The 20,327-nt window shown below is 64.8% G+C and carries 17 protein-coding genes and 4 tRNA genes; all 21 read left to right on the top strand.

Annotated elements, in window-relative coordinates; translation table 11 throughout:
* The first annotated feature begins 153 nt into the window (after positions 1–153).
* A tRNA-Tyr gene (locus tag E6O51_RS11090) sits at positions 154–238 on the top strand.
* A 79-nt stretch (positions 239–317) separates the two neighbouring features.
* Positions 318–391 (top strand) — tRNA-Gly (locus tag E6O51_RS11085).
* Between the two features lie 30 nt (positions 392–421).
* Positions 422–496: transfer RNA gene (locus E6O51_RS11080), tRNA-Thr, on the top strand.
* Positions 497–565: 69 nt separating this feature from the next.
* Complete coding sequence (tuf, locus tag E6O51_RS11075; RefSeq protein ID WP_136385040.1) at positions 566–1,756, top strand: elongation factor Tu; 1,191 nt, start codon at positions 566–568, stop codon at positions 1,754–1,756.
* Between the two features lie 66 nt (positions 1,757–1,822).
* A tRNA-Trp gene (locus E6O51_RS11070) sits at positions 1,823–1,898 on the top strand.
* 25 nt (positions 1,899–1,923) lie between these two features.
* Complete coding sequence (gene secE / locus E6O51_RS11065) at positions 1,924–2,271, top strand: preprotein translocase subunit SecE (RefSeq protein ID WP_136385050.1); 348 nt, start codon at positions 1,924–1,926, stop codon at positions 2,269–2,271.
* Positions 2,272–2,273: 2 nt separating this feature from the next.
* Positions 2,274–2,807, top strand: coding sequence for a transcription termination/antitermination protein NusG (gene nusG, locus E6O51_RS11060; RefSeq protein ID WP_136385049.1), 534 nt, complete (start codon positions 2,274–2,276; stop codon positions 2,805–2,807).
* Positions 2,808–2,920: 113 nt separating this feature from the next.
* A complete protein-coding gene (gene rplK, locus E6O51_RS11055) occupies positions 2,921–3,352 on the top strand; it encodes a 50S ribosomal protein L11 (protein WP_136385048.1) in 432 nt (143 codons plus the stop codon).
* A gap of 2 nt (positions 3,353–3,354) precedes the next feature.
* Positions 3,355–4,053, top strand: coding sequence for a 50S ribosomal protein L1 (gene rplA / locus E6O51_RS11050; protein WP_136385047.1), 699 nt, complete (start codon positions 3,355–3,357; stop codon positions 4,051–4,053).
* A gap of 235 nt (positions 4,054–4,288) precedes the next feature.
* Positions 4,289–4,792 (top strand): 50S ribosomal protein L10, encoded by a 504-nt coding sequence (rplJ, locus tag E6O51_RS11045; protein ID WP_136385046.1) that lies wholly within the window; start codon positions 4,289–4,291, stop codon positions 4,790–4,792.
* A gap of 51 nt (positions 4,793–4,843) precedes the next feature.
* Positions 4,844–5,221, top strand: coding sequence for a 50S ribosomal protein L7/L12 (rplL, locus tag E6O51_RS11040; protein ID WP_136385045.1), 378 nt, complete (start codon positions 4,844–4,846; stop codon positions 5,219–5,221).
* A 176-nt stretch (positions 5,222–5,397) separates the two neighbouring features.
* On the top strand, positions 5,398–9,531 hold the full coding sequence (gene rpoB, locus E6O51_RS11035; RefSeq protein ID WP_136385044.1) for a DNA-directed RNA polymerase subunit beta: 4,134 nt from the start codon (positions 5,398–5,400) through the stop codon (positions 9,529–9,531).
* Between the two features lie 81 nt (positions 9,532–9,612).
* Positions 9,613–13,827, top strand: coding sequence for a DNA-directed RNA polymerase subunit beta' (gene rpoC, locus E6O51_RS11030; protein WP_136385043.1), 4,215 nt, complete (start codon positions 9,613–9,615; stop codon positions 13,825–13,827).
* A gap of 133 nt (positions 13,828–13,960) precedes the next feature.
* Positions 13,961–14,338, top strand: coding sequence for a 30S ribosomal protein S12 (gene rpsL, locus E6O51_RS11025; RefSeq protein WP_136349069.1), 378 nt, complete (start codon positions 13,961–13,963; stop codon positions 14,336–14,338).
* Positions 14,339–14,372: 34 nt separating this feature from the next.
* Complete coding sequence (rpsG, locus tag E6O51_RS11020) at positions 14,373–14,843, top strand: 30S ribosomal protein S7 (protein ID WP_136385042.1); 471 nt, start codon at positions 14,373–14,375, stop codon at positions 14,841–14,843.
* Between the two features lie 108 nt (positions 14,844–14,951).
* Positions 14,952–17,051 (top strand): elongation factor G, encoded by a 2,100-nt coding sequence (fusA, locus tag E6O51_RS11015; RefSeq protein ID WP_136385041.1) that lies wholly within the window; start codon positions 14,952–14,954, stop codon positions 17,049–17,051.
* 24 nt (positions 17,052–17,075) lie between these two features.
* Positions 17,076–18,266 (top strand): elongation factor Tu, encoded by a 1,191-nt coding sequence (tuf, locus tag E6O51_RS11010; protein ID WP_136385040.1) that lies wholly within the window; start codon positions 17,076–17,078, stop codon positions 18,264–18,266.
* A 55-nt stretch (positions 18,267–18,321) separates the two neighbouring features.
* Positions 18,322–18,633: a 30S ribosomal protein S10 gene (rpsJ, locus tag E6O51_RS11005; protein WP_136385039.1), complete on the top strand. Its 312-nt coding sequence runs from the start codon at positions 18,322–18,324 to the stop codon at positions 18,631–18,633.
* A gap of 115 nt (positions 18,634–18,748) precedes the next feature.
* Positions 18,749–19,393, top strand: a complete 645-nt coding sequence (gene rplC, locus E6O51_RS11000; protein WP_136385038.1) for a 50S ribosomal protein L3 — start codon at positions 18,749–18,751, stop codon at positions 19,391–19,393.
* An 11-nt stretch (positions 19,394–19,404) separates the two neighbouring features.
* Positions 19,405–20,025 carry a 50S ribosomal protein L4 gene (gene rplD, locus E6O51_RS10995; RefSeq protein WP_136385037.1) on the top strand — a complete coding sequence of 207 codons (621 nt, stop codon included), beginning with the start codon at positions 19,405–19,407 and terminating at the stop codon, positions 20,023–20,025.
* Positions 20,022–20,327, top strand: coding sequence for a 50S ribosomal protein L23 (gene rplW / locus E6O51_RS10990; protein WP_136385036.1), 306 nt, complete (start codon positions 20,022–20,024; stop codon positions 20,325–20,327). Before rplD ends, rplW begins: the two co-directional genes overlap by 4 nt.

The following is a 20,327-nucleotide window of genomic DNA, read 5'->3' as shown; positions in this document are numbered from 1 at the left end:
GGCTCCGTTCGTCTGCTAAAAAAGAAGGTGTCGCAAGCCTACGGGCGGGATGCGCCGGGCGGGGCCGAAATGCCCTGCCGGAGATCGGACGCATGAGGGCAAAAGTGTTTGACAGCCACGCGCTTACCCACTATAGTGCGGCGCTTCTCGCTTGGAGGGGTACCCAAGCGGTCAACGGGAGCAGACTGTAAATCTGCCGGCTCAGCCTTCGAAGGTTCGAATCCTTCCCCCTCCACCAGTAGCTGAAATGCGCCAGGTTTTTCTGGTGTGACGAGAAGTCTGGTGCATGTGGTGAGTGCGGGTCGTCTACGTTGTGCGCGGGTGTAGCTCAATGGTAGAGCAGAAGCCTTCCAAGCTTATGACGAGGGTTCGATTCCCTTCACCCGCTCCAGGTTGTGAGAGCAGCAGGTGTTTTGGCAGTGCCCATGTAGCTCAGTGGTAGAGCACTCCCTTGGTAAGGGAGAGGCCACGTGTTCAATCCACGTCATGGGCACCATTCCCTCTTCTCCGTCCTGGATGTTGAAGGTTTCCTGATTCCTGATACTGACATTCAAGAGGTTTCGACATGGCGAAGGGTAAGTTCGAGCGGACCAAGCCGCACGTAAACGTAGGCACGATCGGCCACGTTGACCATGGCAAGACGACGCTGACGGCGGCGATCACCACGATCCTGTCGAAGAAGTTCGGTGGGGAGGCGAAGGCCTACGACCAGATCGACGCGGCGCCGGAAGAAAAGGCGCGCGGCATCACCATCAACACCGCGCACGTCGAATACGAAACCGCCACGCGCCACTACGCGCACGTGGACTGCCCGGGCCACGCCGACTACGTGAAGAACATGATCACGGGTGCTGCGCAGATGGACGGCGCCATCCTGGTGTGTTCGGCCGCGGACGGCCCCATGCCGCAGACCCGCGAACACATCCTGCTCGCCCGTCAGGTCGGCGTGCCCTACATCATCGTCTTCCTGAACAAGTGCGACATGGTCGACGACGAAGAACTGCTCGAACTCGTCGAAATGGAAGTGCGCGAACTGCTCTCCAAGTACGAATTCCCCGGCGACGACATCCCCATCGTCAAGGGCTCGGCGCTCAAGGCCCTCGAAGGCGACCAGTCCGACATCGGTGAGCCGGCCATCCTGCGACTGGCCGAAGCGCTCGACAGCTACATCCCCACCCCGGAACGGGCCATCGACAAACCCTTCCTGCTGCCGATCGAAGACGTGTTCTCCATCTCCGGCCGCGGCACCGTGGTGACCGGCCGTGTCGAACGCGGCATCGTCAAAGTCGGCGAAGAAATCGAAATCGTCGGCATCAAGCCCACCGTCAAGACCACCTGCACCGGCGTCGAAATGTTCCGCAAGCTGCTCGACCAAGGCCAGGCGGGCGACAACGTCGGCGTACTGCTGCGCGGCACCAAGCGTGAAGAAGTCGAACGCGGCCAAGTGCTGGCCAAGCCCGGCTCCATCACCCCGCACACCCACTTCACCGGCGAAGTGTACGTGCTGAGCAAGGACGAAGGCGGCCGTCACACCCCGTTCTTCAACAACTACCGCCCGCAGTTCTACTTCCGCACCACGGACGTGACCGGCTCCATCGCGCTGCCGGAAGGCACCGAGATGGTGATGCCGGGTGACAACGTGTCGATCACGGTCAAGCTGATCGCGCCGATCGCCATGGAAGAAGGCCTGCGCTTCGCGATCCGCGAAGGTGGCCGCACCGTCGGCGCCGGCGTCGTCGCTAAAATCATCGAGTAATTCCTGACCGGATTGCCCGATAAAAACGAGCGCCCCGCCCGCGGGGCGCTCAGTAGTCTCTGCTGCAGGGGTATAGCTCAACTGGCAGAGCGTCGGTCTCCAAAACCGAAGGTTGGGGGTTCGATTCCCTCTGCCCCTGCCATACATTTCGGATACAGATAACGTCGATGGCCGATAAGTTGAAGTTCGCGCTGGCTCTCGCCCTGCTTGCAGCCGGCGTGGCCGGCTTCTACCTGCTGGCCGAGCAGCCCCTCGTGGTGCGCGTGCTGTCGGTGCTGGTGGGTGTGGGTGCCGGCGTGGGCGTGGCCGTGCTGTCCGAGCCCGGCCGGCGCTTCGTCGATTTCGCCCGCGAGGCGGTGGTCGAGACCAAGAAAGTGGTCTGGCCGACGCGTAAGGAAACGGTGCAGACGACCGGCATCGTGTTCGCCTTCGTGGTCGTCATCGCGATCTTTCTGTGGCTGACCGACAAGAGCCTGGAGTGGGTGCTGTACGACCTGGTCCTGGGCTGGAAGTGATCATGACGAAGCGCTGGTACGTGGTACACGCCTATTCCGGATTCGAGAAGTCCGTGCAGCGGGCCCTCGTGGACCGCATCAATCGCGCCGGCATGCAGGACCTGTTCGGCCAGATCCTGGTGCCCGTCGAGGAAGTGGTCGAGATGAAGGGCGGCCAGAAGAGCATCTCCGAACGCAAGTTCTTCCCCGGCTACGTGCTGGTGGAGATGGAGATGAACGACGAGACCTGGCACCTGGTCAAGTCGACGCCCAAGGTCACCGGCTTCGTCGGCGGCACGGCCACCAAGCCGACGCCGATCTCCGACAAGGAAGTCGACAAGATCATGCACCAGATGCAGGAAGGGGTGGAGAAGCCCCGTCCCAAGGTGCTGTTCGAGACGGGCGAGGTGGTGCGCGTCAAGGAAGGTCCGTTCACCGATTTCCACGGCAGCGTGGAAGACGTGAATTACGAGAAGAGCAAGCTGCGGGTGTCGGTGACCATCTTCGGTCGCGCCACCCCGGTGGAACTGGATTTCGCCCAGGTCGAGAAGACCTGAGCGCGAGGCGGCGGGCGCGGGCGCGTCCACTGCATCTGCCCGTCCCGCGACGGGCGCAACGAGGAGCGTCGGCGCGACCGGCGCGTTTGCACTCACGACAGGAGCATGCCTAGATGGCAAAGAAAATCACCGGCTACGTCAAGCTGCAGGTGCCGGCCGGCAAGGCCAACCCCAGCCCCCCGATCGGCCCCGCGCTCGGCCAGCGCGGCCTGAACATCATGGAATTCTGCAAGGCCTTCAACGCCCAGACCCAGAGTCTGGAGCCGGGCCTGCCGATCCCCGTGGTGATCACGGCTTACGCCGACAAGAGCTTCACCTTCATCATGAAGACCCCGCCGGCCTCGGTGCTGATCAAGAAGGCGGCGAAGGTGCAGAAGGGTTCCGCGAAGCCGCATACCGACAAGGTCGGCTCGATCACCCGCGCCCAGGCCGAGGAAATCGCCAAGACCAAGCTGAAGGATCTGACTGCTGCCGACCTGGAAGCCGCGGTGCGCACCATCGCCGGCTCCGCGCGCAGCATGGGCATCACCGTGGAGGGTCTCTGATCATGGCCAAGCTTTCCAAGCGCGTTCAGGCCCTGCGTGCCAAGGTTGACCGCAACCGTACCTATCCCGTCACCGAAGCGCTGACTCTGGTCAAGAGCCTGGCCACCGCCAAGTTCGACGAATCCATCGACGTGTCCGTGAATCTCGGCGTCGATGCGCGCAAGTCCGACCAGGTGGTGCGCGGTTCCGTGGTGCTGCCCGCCGGCACCGGCAAGAGCGTGCGCGTGGCCGTGTTCGCCCAGGGCGACAAGGCCGAGGCCGCCCGTGCCGCCGGCGCGGACGTAGTCGGCTTCGACGACCTCGCCGAGCAGGTCAAGGCCGGCAACCTAGACTTCGACGTGTGCATCGCCACGCCGGATGCCATGCGCGTGGTCGGCCAGCTGGGCCAGATCCTCGGTCCGCGCGGCCTGATGCCGAACCCGAAGGTCGGCACCGTCACCATGGACGTGGCCACCGCGGTCAAGAATGCCAAGGCTGGCCAGGTCCAGTACCGCACCGACAAGGCGGGCATCGTGCACGCCACCATCGGCCGCGCCTCGTTCCCGGAGGAAGCGCTGCAGCAGAACTTCAACGCGCTGGTGGACGCGCTGGTGAAGGCCAAGCCCGCCGCCTCCAAGGGTGTGTATCTGCGCAAGATCGCGCTGTCGAGCACCATGGGTGCCGGCGTGCGCGTCGAGCCGGCCAGCGTTACCGCCGCCTGAGCATAGGCGGCACAAAGAACTTTGGGCCGTCCCGGTGCACCCGCGCCGGGGCGGATCGTCAAAGACCGCAGGTGTGCGGGTTGATCCCCGCGCTTAAGTGCCTCCCGGGCGGCCTGCGCAGACGGTGAGCCCAGAACAGGATTTGGCCTTTGTTGGCCGCACTCCTGATCCAGGTCGCCGTGGGTGCGAATCGCCGTTGGCGGTTCGCGTGTGGACTTGAAAGGAGGAAAGACCCGTGGGTCTCAATCTCGATGACAAGAAAGCCGTCGTGGCAGAGGTGTCGGCACAGGTAGCCAGCGCCCAGACCATCGCGGTGGCCGAGTATCGCGGCATTGCGGTGGGCGATCTCACCGTGCTGCGTGCCAAGGCCCGCGAATCTGGCGTGTACCTGCGTGTGCTGAAGAATACCCTGGTGCGCCGCGCGATCGCCGATACCCCGTTCGCCGGGCTGGCCGACCAACTGGCCGGTCCGCTGATCTACGGCATTTCGGCCGATCCCGTTGCCGCCGCCAAGGTGCTCAACGATTTCGCCAAGGGCAACGACAAGCTGGTGCTGAAGGCCGGTTCCTACGCGGGCCGAGTGCTCGACAAGGGCGCCGTGCAGGAGCTCGCGTCGATCCCGAGCCGCGAGGAACTGCTCGCCAAGCTGCTGGGCGTCATGCAGGCGCCGCTCTCCGGCTTCGCCGGCGTGCTGGCCGCGCTGGCCAAGAAGCGCGAGGAAGAAGGCGCGGCTGCCTGAGCGACACGCACTACGGTTTTCTGAAAAATTTGGATTTTGGAGTGATTTGAAATGGCAATCAGCAAAGAAGACATCATCGAAGCCGTCGCCAATCTGACCGTGATCGAACTGAACGAGCTGGTCAAGGCGTTCGAAGAGAAGTTCGGCGTGTCCGCCGCCGCGCTGGCCGTGGCCGCGCCGGGTGCCGGCGCCGCCGCCGCGCCGGCCGCCGAAGAGAAGACCGAGTTCGACGTGATCCTGGCCGCTGCCGGCGAGAAGAAGGTCGAAGTCATCAAGGTCGTGCGTGCCGCCACCGGCCTGGGCCTGAAGGAAGCCAAGGACGTGGTCGACGGTGCGCCGAAGGCCGTGAAGGAAGGCATCTCCAAGGCCGACGCCGACGCGCTGAAGAAGCAACTGGAAGACGCCGGCGCCAAGGTCGAGATCAAGTAATCCCTCGGCCTTTCCTGGGGGCTGGTGCTCGTATGAGCGCCGGCCCTTTCGTGCTTTCTGCTCGCAGGAAGCCAGAATACAGCGTCCCGGCCTGTTGGCCGGCGGCGAACGTTCCGAGCGGGGCGCTGTCTTCTGTCTTTTGTTTGTCCGACGTCTGACCTCTACCCGGAGCATCCATGGCGTATTCCTACACCGAAAAGAAGCGCATCCGCAAGAGCTTCGCCAAGCGCAAAGCCGTGCTGGAAGTGCCTTTCCTGCTCGCCACCCAGATCGAGTCGTTCGCGGCCTTCCTGCAGGCCGACACGCCACCGGAAGCCCGCGTGAATCAGGGCCTGCAGGCCGCGTTCACGTCGATCTTCCCGATCGCCAGCCATAGTGGCAACGCACGCCTCGAATTCGTCCAGTACATGCTGGGCGAGCCGGCGTTCGACGTGAAGGAGTGCCAGCAGCGTGGCCTCACCTTCGCCTCGCCGCTGCGCGCCCGCGTGCGCCTGGTGATCATGGATCGCGACGCGCCCAAGGAAACCATCAAGGAGGTGAAGGAGCAGGAAGTGTACATGGGCGAGATTCCGCTCATGACCACCACCGGCTCCTTCGTCATCAACGGCACCGAGCGGGTCATCGTCTCCCAGTTGCACCGTTCGCCGGGCGTGTTCTTCGAGCACGACCGCGGCAAGACCCACTCCTCGGGCAAGCTGCTGTTCTCCGCGCGCATCATCCCCTACCGCGGCTCCTGGCTGGACTTCGAGTTTGATCCGAAGGACTACCTGTACTTCCGCGTGGACCGTCGCCGCAAGATGCCGGTGACCATCCTGCTGCGTGCCATCGGCATGAGCCCGGAAGAAATCCTCGCGACCTTCCATGACTTCGACGACTTCCACCTGTCCGGCGAGACCATCCAGTTCACCCTGGTGCCCGACCGCCTGCGCGGTGAAGTGGCGCGCTTCGACCTCACCACGCCGGACGGCAAGCTGATCGTCGCCCGCGACAAGCGCATCACCGCCAAGCACATCCGTGAGCTCGACCAGGCCGGCGTCACCCGGATGGCCGTGCCCGAAGACTTCCTGCTCGGCCGCATCCTGGCGCGTGACGTGGTGGACGGCGAGACCGGCGAGCTGGTCGCGCGTGCCAACGACGAGATCACCGAGGAGCTGCTGGCCAAGCTGCGCGAAGCCGGCGTGAGCGACATCCAGACCCTGTACGTGAACGACCTGGACCGCGGCGCCTACATCTCCTCCACGCTGCGCATCGACGAGACCGCCGACCAGTGGGCCGCCAAGGTCGCCATCTACCGCATGATGCGTCCGGGCGAGCCGCCCACCGAGGACGCGGTGGAAGCGCTGTTCCAGGGCCTGTTCTACGCCGAGGAGCGTTACGACCTGTCCACGGTCGGCCGTATGAAGTTCAACCGCCGCGCCTATCCGGAGAAGATCGACGACAAGGCGCCGGGCTGGCTCAAGCGTTTCTACGAGAAGGTCGGCGCGCGTGGCGAGGAAGGCCAGGGCGTGCTCGCCAACGACGACATCCTCGCGGTGATCGGCGTGCTGGTCGAGCTGCGCAACGGCCGCGGTGAGATCGACGACATCGACCACCTGGGCAACCGCCGCGTGCGCTCGGTGGGCGAACTGGCGGAAAACCAGTTCCGCGCCGGCCTGGTGCGCGTCGAGCGTGCCGTCAAGGAGCGCCTGTCCCAGGCCGAATCCGACAACCTGATGCCCCATGACCTGATCAACGCCAAGCCCATCTCGGCCGCGATCAAGGAGTTCTTCGGCTCCAGCCAGCTCTCGCAGTTCATGGACCAGACCAACCCGCTGTCCGAGATCACCCACAAGCGCCGCGTCTCCGCGCTCGGCCCGGGCGGTCTGACGCGCGAGCGCGCCGGCTTCGAGGTGCGCGACGTGCACCCGACCCACTACGGCCGCGTGTGCCCGATCGAGACGCCGGAAGGCCCGAACATCGGCCTGATCAACTCGCTCGCGGTGTATGCCCGCACCAACCGCCACGGCTTCCTGGAGACGCCGTACCGCAAGGTGGTCGATGGCAAGGTGAGCGACCAGATCGACTTCCTGTCGGCGATCGAGGAAGGCCAGTACGTGATCGCGCAGGCCAACGCCGACATCGCCGAGGACGGCTCGCTCGCCGGCGATCTCGTTTCCTGCCGCCACAAGGGCGAATTCATGCTGGCGACCGCGGACCAGGTGCAGTACATGGACGTGGCGCCGGGCCAGATCGTGTCGGTCGCGGCCTCGCTGATTCCCTTCCTGGAACACGACGACGCCAACCGCGCGCTGATGGGCGCCAACATGCAGCGCCAGGCCGTGCCCTGCCTGCGCCCGGAAAAGCCGCTGGTCGGCACCGGCATCGAGCGCACCGTGGCGGTCGACTCCGGCACCGCAGTGCAGGCCCTGCGTGGCGGCATGGTGGACTACGTGGATTCCAGCCGCATCGTGGTGCGGGTGAACGACGACGAGAACGTCGCCGGCCAGGTGGGCGTGGATATCTACAACCTGATCAAGTACTCCCGTTCCAACCAGAACACCAACATCAACCAGCGTCCGGTGGTGAAGGTGGGCGACGTGATCGCCAGGGGCGACGTGGTGGCCGACGGCGCCTCCACCGACCTGGGCGAACTGGCCCTGGGCCAGAACATGCTGGTCGCCTTCATGCCGTGGAACGGCTACAACTTCGAAGACTCCATCCTGCTCTCCGAGCGCGTGGTCGCCGAAGACCGCTTCACCTCGATCCACATCGAGGAACTGACCGTGGTCGCCCGCGACACCAAGCTCGGGCCCGAGGAGATCACCCGCGACATCGCCTCCCTGGGCGAAGCGCAGCTCTCCCGCCTGGACGAGTCCGGCATCGTGTACATCGGCGCCGAGGTGGAAGCCGGTGACGTGCTGGTGGGCAAGGTCACGCCCAAGGGCGAAACCCAGCTCACCCCGGAAGAGAAGCTGCTGCGCGCGATCTTCGGCGAGAAGGCTTCCGACGTGAAGGACACGTCCCTGCGCGTGCCCGCCGGCATGGTGGGCACCGTCATCGACGTGCAGGTGTTCACCCGCGAGGGCATCGAGCGCGACAAGCGTGCCCAGTCGATCATCGACGACATGCTGCGCAGCTTCAAGACCGACCTGGCCGACCAGATGCGCATCGTCGAACGCGACGCCTTCGCCCGTCTGCGCCGTCAGATCGTCGGCCAGAAGGCCAACGGCGGCCCGAAGAAGCTCGCCAAGGGCACGGCGGTCACCGACGCCTACCTGGACCAGCTCGAACCCTATCACTGGTTCGACATCCGCATGGCCAACGAGGACCTCGCGGCCCAGCTCGAAGCCGTGCGCGAAGGACTGGAGAAGACCCGCAAGGACTTCGACACCGCCTTCGAGATCAAGAAGAAGAAGCTCACCCAGGGCGACGAACTGCCCCCGGGCGTGCAGAAGATGGTCAAGGTGTACCTGGCGGTCAAGCGCCGCCTGCAGCCCGGCGACAAGATGGCCGGCCGCCACGGCAACAAGGGTGTGGTGTCGCGCATCGTGCCGGTCGAGGACATGCCCTACATGGAAGACGGCACCCCCGTCGACATCGTGCTCAACCCGCTCGGCGTGCCGTCGCGGATGAACATCGGCCAGATTCTCGAAACCCACCTGGGCTGGGCTGCCAAGGGCCTGGGGCAGAAGATCGACCGCATGCTGCGCGCCAACGCCGCGGTCGCCGAAGTGCGCGGACTGCTCGACCAGATCTATAACGAAACCGGTACGCCGGAAGAGATCTCCTCCCTGAACGACGGCGAAGTCGTGGAACTGGCGACCAACCTGTCCAAGGGCGTGCCTTTTGCCTCGCCGGTGTTCGACGGGGCCAAGGAAGAGGAAATCTCCAAGATGCTGGAACTGGCCGGCCTGCCGGTCGGCGGCCAGGTCACCCTGTACGACGGCCGCACCGGCGAAGCCTTCGAGCGCAAGGTCACGGTGGGCTACAAGCACGTGCTGAAGCTGCACCACCTGGTGGACGACAAGATGCACGCGCGTTCCACCGGCCCGTACTCCCTGGTCACCCAGCAGCCGCTGGGCGGCAAGGCGCAGTTCGGCGGCCAGCGCTTCGGCGAAATGGAAGTGTGGGCGCTGGAAGCCTACGGCGCGGCCTACACGCTGCAGGAAATGCTGACCGTCAAGTCGGATGACGTGACCGGCCGGACCAAGGTGTACGAAAACATCGTCAAGGGCGAGCACAAGATCGACGCCGGCATGCCGGAATCCTTCAACGTGCTGGTGAAGGAAATCCGCTCCCTGGCGATCGACATCGACCTGGACCGCTACTAAGAATCCGGCCTCGGGCCGGCGGCAGGAGGCGCTGCGCGTTTCCTGCCGCCGGCCCGGCCCCACTCCTCGCTGGAGATATTGATGAAGAGCTTGCTCGCCGATCTGTTCAAGCAAACCCTGCCGAACGAGGAAGAGTTCGACGCCATCACCATCGGCCTGGCCTCCCCGGACAAGGTCCGTTCCTGGTCCTACGGTGAAGTCAAGAAACCCGAAACCATCAACTACCGCACCTTCAAGCCGGAGCGCGACGGTCTTTTCTGCGCCAAGATCTTCGGCCCGGTGAAGGACTACGAGTGCCTGTGCGGCAAGTACAAGCGCCTCAAGCACCGCGGCGTGATCTGCGAGAAGTGCGGCGTCGAGGTGACCCTGTCCAAGGTACGCCGCGAGCGCATGGGCCACATCGAACTGGCCAGCCCGGTCGCCCACATCTGGTTCCTCAAGAGCCTGCCCAGCCGCCTCGGCATGGTGCTGGACATGACCCTGCGCGACATCGAGCGCGTGCTGTACTTCGAAGCCTTCGTGGTGGTCGAGCCGGGCATGACCCCGCTCAACCGCGCGCAACTGCTCACCGAGGACGACTACCTCGCCAAGGTCGAGGAGTACGGTGACGACTTCGACGCCGTGATGGGCGCCGAGGGCATCCGTGCCCTGCTCGGGTCGCTCAACGTCAACCTGGAGATCGAGAAGCTGCGCGGCGAGCTGGAAACCACCAGCTCCGAAGCCAAGATCAAGAAATTCTCCAAGCGCCTGAAGGTGCTGGAGGCCTTCCAGCAGTCCGGCATCAAGCCGGAATGGATGATCCTCGAAGTGCTGCCGGTGCTGCCGCCGGACCTGCGTCCGCTGGTGCCGCTGGACGGCGGCCGCTTCGCCACCTCCGACCTGAACGACCTGTACCGCCGCGTCATCAACCGCAACAACCGCCTCAAGCGCCTGCTGGAACTGAAGGCGCCCGAGATCATCGTGCGCAACGAAAAGCGCATGCTGCAGGAAGCCGTCGATTCGCTGCTCGACAACGGCCGCCGCGGCAAGGCCATGACCGGCGCCAACAAGCGTCCGCTGAAGTCCCTGGCCGACATGATCAAGGGCAAGGGCGGCCGCTTCCGCCAGAACCTGCTCGGCAAGCGCGTGGACTACTCCGGCCGCTCGGTCATCGTGGTGGGCCCGCAGCTCAAGCTGCACCAGTGCGGCCTGCCCAAGCTGATGGCGCTGGAACTGTTCAAGCCCTTCATCTTCAACAAGCTCGAACTGATGGGTCTCGCGACCACCATCAAGCAGGCCAAGAAGATGGTCGAGGGCCAGGAGCCGGTGGTGTGGGACATCCTGGAAGAGGTCATCCGCGAGCATCCGGTGATGCTGAACCGCGCGCCCACGCTGCACCGCCTCGGCATCCAGGCCTTCGAGCCGGTGCTGATCGAAGGCAAGGCCATCCAGCTCCACCCGCTGGTGTGCGTGGCCTTCAACGCCGACTTCGACGGCGACCAGATGGCCGTCCACGTGCCCCTGTCCCTGGAAGCGCAGATGGAAGCCCGCACCCTGATGCTGGCCTCCAACAACGTGCTCTCGCCCGCCAACGGCGAGCCCATCATCGTGCCGTCCCAGGACATCGTGCTGGGCCTGTACTACGCCACCCGCGAGGCGGTGAACGCCCCGGGCGAAGGCATGATGATGGCCGACGTGTCCGAGATCAAGCGCGCCTACGAGTCCAAGCAGATCAGCCTGCACGCGCGCGTCACCGTGCGCCTGAAGGAAATCGAGGTGACGCCGGAAGGCGAGCACCGCGAGAAGATCACCCGCTACGACACCACCGCGGGCCGCGCCATCCTGTCCGAGATCCTGCCGCCGGGGCTGCCCTTCAGCGTCATCGACAAGCCGCTCAAGAAGAAGGAAATCTCCCGCCTCATCAACGCCTCCTTCCGCCGCTGCGGGCTGCGCGCCACGGTGATCTTCGCCGACAAGCTGATGCAGTTCGGCTACGCGCTGGCGACCCGCGCGGGCATCTCCATCGCGGTCAAGGACATGCTGGTGCCCAAGCTCAAGGACGAGCTGATCCGCGCCGCCGAGGCCGAGGTCAAGGAGATCGCCCAGCAATACACCTCCGGTCTGGTGACCGACGGCGAACGCTACAACAAGGTCGTGGACATCTGGGGCCGCTGCGGCGACCAGGTGGCCAAGGCCATGATGGAGCAGCTCGGCCACGAGGCGGTCGTGGACCGCGCGGGCAAGGAGACCAAGCAGGAATCCTTCAACTCCATCTACATGATGGCCGACTCCGGCGCGCGCGGCTCCGCCGCCCAGATCCGCCAGCTCGCCGGCATGCGCGGCCTGATGGCGAAGCCGGACGGCTCCATCATCGAGACGCCGATCACGACCAACTTCCGTGAAGGCCTGAACGTCCTGCAGTACTTCATCTCCACCCACGGCGCCCGCAAGGGTCTGGCCGACACGGCGCTGAAGACCGCGAACTCCGGCTACCTGACCCGCCGCCTGGTGGACGTGACGCAAGACCTGGTTGTCATCGAGGACGACTGCGGCACCCGCGAAGGCTTCAACATGAAGGCGCTGATCGAGGGCGGCGAAGTGGTCGAGCCGCTGCGCGAGCGCATCCTCGGCCGCGTCGCCGCCGAGGACGTGGTGAACCCGGATACCCAGGAAACCGTGATCGAGGCCGGCACCCTGCTGGACGAGGACCGGGTGGACCTGATCGAAAGCCTGGGCATCGACGAAGTCAAGGTACGCACCCCGCTCACCTGCGAAACCCGCTACGGCCTGTGCGCCAAGTGCTACGGCCGCGACCTGGGTCGCGGCACCCAGGTGAACGCCGGCGAGGCGGTGGGCGTGATCGCCGCCCAGTCCATCGGCGAGCCGGGCACCCAGCTCACCATGCGGACCTTCCACGTGGGCGGCGCGGCCTCCCGTGCCGCCGCGGCGAGCGGCGTCGAGGCCAAGTCCACCGGCACCATCCGCTTCGCCGGCAACATGCGCTACGTGGCCAACGTCAAGGGCGAGAAGATCGTCATCGCCCGTTCGGCCGAGCTGGTGGTGGCCGACGACATGGGCCGCGAGCGCGAGCGCCACAAGCTGCCCTACGGCGCCACGCTGCTGGTGGACGACGGCCAGGCCATCAAGGCCGGCACGCAACTGGCGACCTGGGACCCCCACACCCGCCCGATCATCACCGAGTACGCCGGTACGGTGAAGTTCGAGAACGTGGAGGAAGGCGTCACCGTCGCCAAGCAGATCGACGAGGTCACCGGCCTGTCCACGCTGGTGGTCATCGACGCCAAGCGCCGCTCGAGCTCGACCACGGCCAAGGGCGTGCGCCCGCAGGTCAAGCTGCTGGACGAAACCGGCGAGGAAATGAAGATCGCCGGCACCGACCACGCGGTGGCCATCACCTTCCAGGTCGGTTCGCTGATCACCGTGAAGGACGGCCAGCAGGTGGGCGTGGGCGACGTGCTCGCGCGCATCCCGCAGGAATCGGCGAAGACCCGCGACATCACCGGCGGTCTGCCGCGCGTGGCGGAACTGTTCGAAGCCCGCTCGCCCAAGGATGCCGGCCTGTTGGCCGAATACACCGGCACGGTTTCCTTCGGCAAGGACACCAAGGGCAAGCAGCGCCTGGTGATCACCGAGCCCGAGGGCACCGTGCACGAGTTCCTGATCCCCAAGGACAAGCACCTGATGGTGCACGACGGCCAGGTGGTGAACAAGGGCGAGCCCATCGTGGACGGTCCGGCGGACCCGCACGACATCCTGCGCCTGCAGGGCATCGAGGCGCTGGCCCACTACATCATCGACGAAGTGCAGGACGTCTATCGCCTGCAGGGCGTGAAGATCAACGACAAGCACATCGAGGTGATCGTGCGCCAGATGCTGCGCCGCGTGGTCATCACCGATCCGGGCGACACCAAGTTCATCCGCGAGGAGCAGGTGGAACGCTCCGAGGTGCTGGACGAAAACGACCGCATGGAAGCCGAGGGCAAGCTGCCGGCCCAGTACGAGAACGTGCTGCTGGGCATCACCAAGGCTTCGCTGTCCACCGACTCCTTCATCTCCGCGGCGTCCTTCCAGGAAACCACCCGCGTGCTGACCGAGGCGGCGATCATGGGCAAGCGCGACGAACTGCGCGGCCTCAAGGAGAACGTCATCGTCGGCCGTCTGATCCCGGCGGGCACCGGCCTGGCCTACCACCGCAACCGCCGGGCACAGGGCGACGGCGAGGATCTTGGGGCGGAACATGCCTGGGCGCCGGCCGAGGAAGCCGCGGCGGAAAACCAGGACGTGGAAGCCAGTTGACGGAAAACGAGGTCTTGAACTAAACTCCGGCCTCTTTTTGTGGACTGACCAATCGTAGTCAGCCCAGAGCCGGAATAATCCGCCCGAGGCGGCCCCTGTTGGCTGCCTCGGTTTTTTGGGAAATTCTCAAGCTATGCCAACAATCAATCAGCTTGTCCGCAAGCCGCGGCAAATCGCCGTCACCAAGAGCAAGGTGCCGGCCCTGGAAGCGTGCCCGCAGCGGCGCGGCGTGTGCACCCGCGTGTACACCACCACCCCGAAGAAGCCGAACTCCGCGCTGCGTAAGGTGGCCAAGGTTCGCCTGACCAACGGCTTCGAGGTCATCTCCTACATCGGCGGCGAAGGCCACAACCTGCAGGAGCACTCGGTGGTGCTGATCCGCGGCGGCCGGGTGAAGGACTTGCCGGGCGTGCGCTACCACATCGTGCGCGGCTCGCTGGACCTGCAGGGCGTCAAGGACCGGAAGCAGTCGCGCTCCAAGTACGGCGCCAAGCGTCCGAAGAAAGCCTGATTGTCGGCAAAACACAAGATAAGCAGAGGTTGTCATGCCCCGTCGCCGTGAAGTACCCAAGCGCGAAATCCTGGCCGATCCGAAGTTCGGCTCCCAGGACGTTTCCAAGTTCATCAACGTGATCATGCAGGCCGGCAAGAAGTCGGTGGCCGAGCGCATCGTCTATGGCGCGTTCGCGCAGATCAGCACCAAGTCCGGCAAGGATCCGCTGGAGGTGTTCTCCGCGGCGGTGGCCAACGTCAAGCCGGTGGTGGAAGTGAAGAGCCGCCGCGTCGGCGGTGCCAACTACCAGGTGCCGGTGGAAGTGCGTCCGTCCCGCCGCATGGCGCTGTCCATGCGCTGGCTGCGCGAAGCCGCCCGCAAGCGCGCCGAGAAGTCCATGGCCCAGCGCCTGGCCGGCGAGCTGCTGGAGGCGGCCGAAGGCCGTGGTTCGGCGATGAAGAAGCGCGAGGAAGTGCACCGCATGGCGGAAGCCAACAAGGCGTTCTCGCACTACCGGTTCTGATCCCCTGTTCCGGTAGTGACTCGAGCCCTGCGAAGGGCTCGATTGTTTTGTAACGCAACACTTCAATAATCGCGCCCTGGCGCGATTCAGGAAAGGCAGGAATACACCGTGGCTCGCAAGACACCCATCGAGCGTTACCGCAACATCGGTATCTCCGCTCACATCGACGCCGGCAAGACCACCACCACCGAGCGCATCCTCTACTACACTGGTGTGAACCACAAGATCGGTGAAGTGCACGACGGTGCGGCCACGATGGACTGGATGGCGCAGGAGCAGGAGCGCGGCATCACCATCACCTCCGCGGCCACCACCTGCTTCTGGAAGGGCATGGATCTGTCCTTCCCCGAGCACCGCTTCAACATCATCGACACCCCGGGACACGTGGACTTCACCATCGAGGTGGAGCGTTCCATGCGCGTGCTCGACGGCGCGTGTATGGTGTATTGCGCCGTGGGCGGTGTGCAGCCCCAGTCCGAAACCGTGTGGCGCCAGGCGACCAAGTACAAGGTGCCGCGCCTCGCCTTCGTGAACAAGATGGACCGTTCCGGCGCGAACTTCTTCAAGGTCTATGACCAGATGAAGACTCGCCTGCAGGCCAACCCGGTGCCCGTCGTGATCCCCATTGGCGCCGAGGACAACTTCGCCGGCGTGGTGGACCTGATCAAGATGAAGGCCATCTACTGGGACGAAGCCAGCCAGGGCATGAAGTTCGAGTACAGGGACATCCCCGCCGAACTGCAGGCCGACGCCGAGAAGTGGCGCGAGCAGATGGTCGAGGCGGCCGCCGAGGCTTCCGAGGAACTGATGAACGAGTACCTCGAGAGCGGCGAGCTGGCCGAGGACAAGATCAAGCTGGGTCTGCGCCTGCGCACCATCGCGTGCGAAATCCAGCCCATGCTGTGCGGTACCGCGTTCAAGAACAAGGGCGTGCAGCGCATGCTCGACGCCGTCATCGAGTTCCTGCCGTCGCCGGTGGACATCCCGCCGGTGCAGGGTACCGACGACGACGAGAAGGAAGTTTCGCGCCGCGCCGACGACAGCGAGAAGTTCTCCGCCCTGGCCTTCAAGCTGATGACCGACCCCTTCGTCGGCCAGCTCACCTTCGTGCGCGTGTATTCCGGCGTGCTGGAATCCGGCTCATCGGTGCTGAACTCGGTCAAGGGCAAGAAGGAGCGCATCGGCCGCATCCTGCAGATGCATGCCAACGAGCGTGAAGAGATCAAGGAAGTGCTGGCGGGCGACATCGCCGCCGTGGTCGGCCTGAAGGAAGTGACCACCGGCGAGACCCTGTGCGACCCGGCCGCGCCCATTGTCCTGGAGCGCATGGTGTTCCCGGACCCGGTGATCCACGTCGCCGTCGAGCCCAAGACCAAGAGCGACCAGGAAAAGATGGGCATCGCCCTGTCCCGCCTGGCGGCCGAAGACCCCTCCTTCCGCGTGCGTACCGACGAGGAATCGGGCCAGACCATCATCTCCGGCATGGGCGAACTGCACCTGGAGATCATCGTCGACCGCATGAAGCGCGAGTTCAACGTGGAAGCCAACGTGGGCGCGCCCCAGGTCGCCTACCGCGAGACCATCCGCAAGGCCGCCAACGACGTGGAGGGCAAGTTCGTCAAGCAGTCCGGCGGCCGCGGCCAGTACGGCCACGTGGTGATCAACCTGGAGCCGGCGGAGCAGGGCAAGGGCTACGAGTTCGTCGACGCCATCAAGGGCGGCGTGGTGCCGCGCGAGTACATCCCGGCGGTGGACAAGGGCATTCAGGAAACCCTGCCCAACGGCGTGCTGGCCGGCTTCCCGGTGGTGGACGTCAAGGTCACCCTGCACTTCGGTTCCTACCACGACGTGGACTCGAACGAAAACGCGTTCAAGATGGCCGGCTCCATGGCCTTCAAGGACGCGATGCGCAAGGCCAGTCCGGTGCTGCTGGAGCCGATGATGGCGGTCGTGGTCGAGACCCCGGAGGACTACATGGGCAACGTCATGGGCGACCTGTCCGGCCGGCGCGGCATCGTGCAGGGCATGGACGACCTGCCCGGCGGCATCAAGGAGATCAAGGCCGAGGTGCCGCTGGCCGAGATGTTCGGCTACGCCACCACGCTGCGCTCGCTGTCCCAGGGCCGCGCCACCTATTCGATGGAATTCAAGCACTACGCCGAAGCGCCCAAGAACGTGGCCGAGGCGGTGATCAGCAATCGCAAGTAATCAGCTTCAACGAGGAAAACATTCATGGCTAAAGGTAAGTTCGAGCGGACCAAGCCGCACGTAAACGTAGGCACGATCGGCCACGTTGACCATGGCAAGACGACGCTGACGGCGGCGATCACCACGATCCTGTCGAAGAAGTTCGGTGGGGAGGCGAAGGCCTACGACCAGATCGACGCGGCGCCGGAAGAAAAGGCGCGCGGCATCACCATCAACACCGCGCACGTCGAATACGAAACCGCCACGCGCCACTACGCGCACGTGGACTGCCCGGGCCACGCCGACTACGTGAAGAACATGATCACGGGTGCTGCGCAGATGGACGGCGCCATCCTGGTGTGTTCGGCCGCGGACGGCCCCATGCCGCAGACCCGCGAACACATCCTGCTCGCCCGTCAGGTCGGCGTGCCCTACATCATCGTCTTCCTGAACAAGTGCGACATGGTCGACGACGAAGAACTGCTCGAACTCGTCGAAATGGAAGTGCGCGAACTGCTCTCCAAGTACGAATTCCCCGGCGACGACATCCCCATCGTCAAGGGCTCGGCGCTCAAGGCCCTCGAAGGCGACCAGTCCGACATCGGTGAGCCGGCCATCCTGCGACTGGCCGAAGCGCTCGACAGCTACATCCCCACCCCGGAACGGGCCATCGACAAACCCTTCCTGCTGCCGATCGAAGACGTGTTCTCCATCTCCGGCCGCGGCACCGTGGTGACCGGCCGTGTCGAACGCGGCATCGTCAAAGTCGGCGAAGAAATCGAAATCGTCGGCATCAAGCCCACCGTCAAGACCACCTGCACCGGCGTCGAAATGTTCCGCAAGCTGCTCGACCAAGGCCAGGCGGGCGACAACGTCGGCGTACTGCTGCGCGGCACCAAGCGTGAAGAAGTCGAACGCGGCCAAGTGCTGGCCAAGCCCGGCTCCATCACCCCGCACACCCACTTCACCGGCGAAGTGTACGTGCTGAGCAAGGACGAAGGCGGCCGTCACACCCCGTTCTTCAACAACTACCGCCCGCAGTTCTACTTCCGCACCACGGACGTGACCGGCTCCATCGCGCTGCCGGAAGGCACCGAGATGGTGATGCCGGGTGACAACGTGTCGATCACGGTCAAGCTGATCGCGCCGATCGCCATGGAAGAAGGCCTGCGCTTCGCGATCCGCGAAGGTGGCCGCACCGTCGGCGCCGGCGTCGTCGCCAAGATCATCGAGTAATCATTCGTATCCGGGTGCGGCCCCTGCCGCACCCTCGCTCTTTCGGGATAAAACCATGCAAAGCCAGAAAATCCGCATCCGTCTGAAGGCGTTCGACTACCGGCTGATCGACCAGTCGGCCCTCGAGATCGTCGAAACCGCCAAGCGCACCGGTGCCGTGGTCCGTGGCCCGGTGCCGCTGCCGACGCGCATCGAGCGCTTCGACCTGCTGCGCTCGCCGCACGTGAACAAGGCGTCGCGCGACCAGATGGAAATCCGCACCCACCAGCGCCTGATGGACATCATCGATCCCACCGACAAGACCGTGGATGCGCTGATGAAGCTCGATCTTCCGGCCGGCGTGGACGTCGAGATCAAGCTGCAGTAATCGGGCAGCTTGCAGTGCCAGCGAAAAGGCCGGTATAATCCGGCCTTTCGCCTATTGGCGTTAAAAATTGTTTGATAGGGCCCGGTCAATCGTAACCGGGGATCAGGAGAAGAAAATGAGTCTAGGCCTTGTCGGTCGCAAGGTTGGCATGACTCGCGTCTTCGCCGAGGATGGTCGTTCCATCCCGGTGACGGTGCTGGACGTGTCCAACAATCGCGTGACCCAGATCAAGACGCCTGAAACGGACGGTTATGCCGCCGTTCAGGTGACCTTCGGCAAGCGCCGTGCGAGCCGCGTCAACAAGCCGCTCGCCGGCCATCTCGCCAAGGCCGGTGTCGAAGCCGGTCACATCCTCAAGGAATTCCGCGTCGAAGCCGCCCAGATCGCCAGCCTCAAGGCCGGCGACGTGGTGGGCGTGGATCTCTTCTCGGTCGGCCAGAAGGTGGATATCACCGGCACGTCGATCGGCAAGGGGTTCTCCGGTTCGATCAAGCGGCACAACTTCAGCTCCAACCGCGCCTCCCACGGCAACTCGATCTCGCACAATGCGCCGGGCTCCATCGGCATGGCGCAGGATCCGGGTCGCGTGTTCCCGGGCAAGCGCATGGCCGGCCAGTACGGCAACGTCACCCGTACCACCCAGAACCTGGAAGTGGTGCGCGTCGACGCCGAGCGTCAGTTGCTGCTGGTCAAGGGTGCGGTGCCGGGCTCCAAGGGCGGCGACGTGGTCGTCCGTCCTGCGGTCAAGGCCGGTAACTGAGCGAGGGCGTAATGGAACTGAAACTACTGAACGACCAGGGTCAGGCCTCTGCCACGCTGCAGGCGTCCGACGTGCTGTTCGGTCGCGAATTCAACGAGGCGCTGGTGCACCAGGTGGTCACCGCCTATCTGGCCAATGCCCGTTCCGGCAACCGTGCCCAGAAGGGGCGCTCCGAGGTGGCCAAATCCACCCGCAAGCCGTGGCGCCAGAAGGGCACCGGCCGCGCGCGCGCCGGTATGGCCTCCAGCCCGCTGTGGCGCGGGGGCGGCCGCATCTTCCCGAACTCGCCGGAAGAGAACTTCTCGCAGAAGGTCAACCGCAAGATGTACCGCGCCGGCGTGGCCTCCATCCTGTCGCAGCTCGCTCGTGAAGACCGCCTGGCGGTGGTCGAGAACTTCAGCGTCGAGGCGCCGAAGACCAAGCTGCTGACGCAGAAGCTCAAGGGCATGGGTCTGGAGTCCGTGCTGATCATCACCGATCAGCTCGACGAGAACCTGTTCCTGTCTTCGCGCAACCTGAACGACGTGCTGGTTCTCGAAGTGCGGGAGGCCGATCCGGTTTCCCTGGTGCGCTTCGAAAAGGTGCTGGTCACCAAGGCTGCGCTGGCCCAGATGGAGGAGGCGTGGCAATGAGTGCATACAGCCAGGAGCGTCTGCTGCAGGTGCTGCTCGCGCCGCAGATCTCCGAAAAGGCGACCTATGTCGCCGACAAGAACGAGCAAGTGGTGTTCAAGGTCGCTTCCGATGCCACCAAGCCTGAAGTGAAGGCCGCCGTCGAGCTGCTGTTCAAGGTTCAGGTCGAATCGGTGCAGATCGCGAACGTCAAGGGCAAGGTCAAGCGTTTCGGCCGCAGCTTCGGCCGCCGCAAGGACTGGAAGAAGGCCTTCGTCAGCCTCAAGCCCGGCCAGGAAATCAACTTTGTGGCTGGGGAGTGA

The organism is Pseudothauera rhizosphaerae (genome assembly GCF_004801305.1).
Classification (GTDB): Bacteria; Pseudomonadota; Gammaproteobacteria; order Burkholderiales; family Rhodocyclaceae; genus Pseudothauera; species Pseudothauera rhizosphaerae.
Note: the sequence above shows the minus strand (reverse complement) of the source record. Positions and strands in the feature narration are given on the sequence as shown.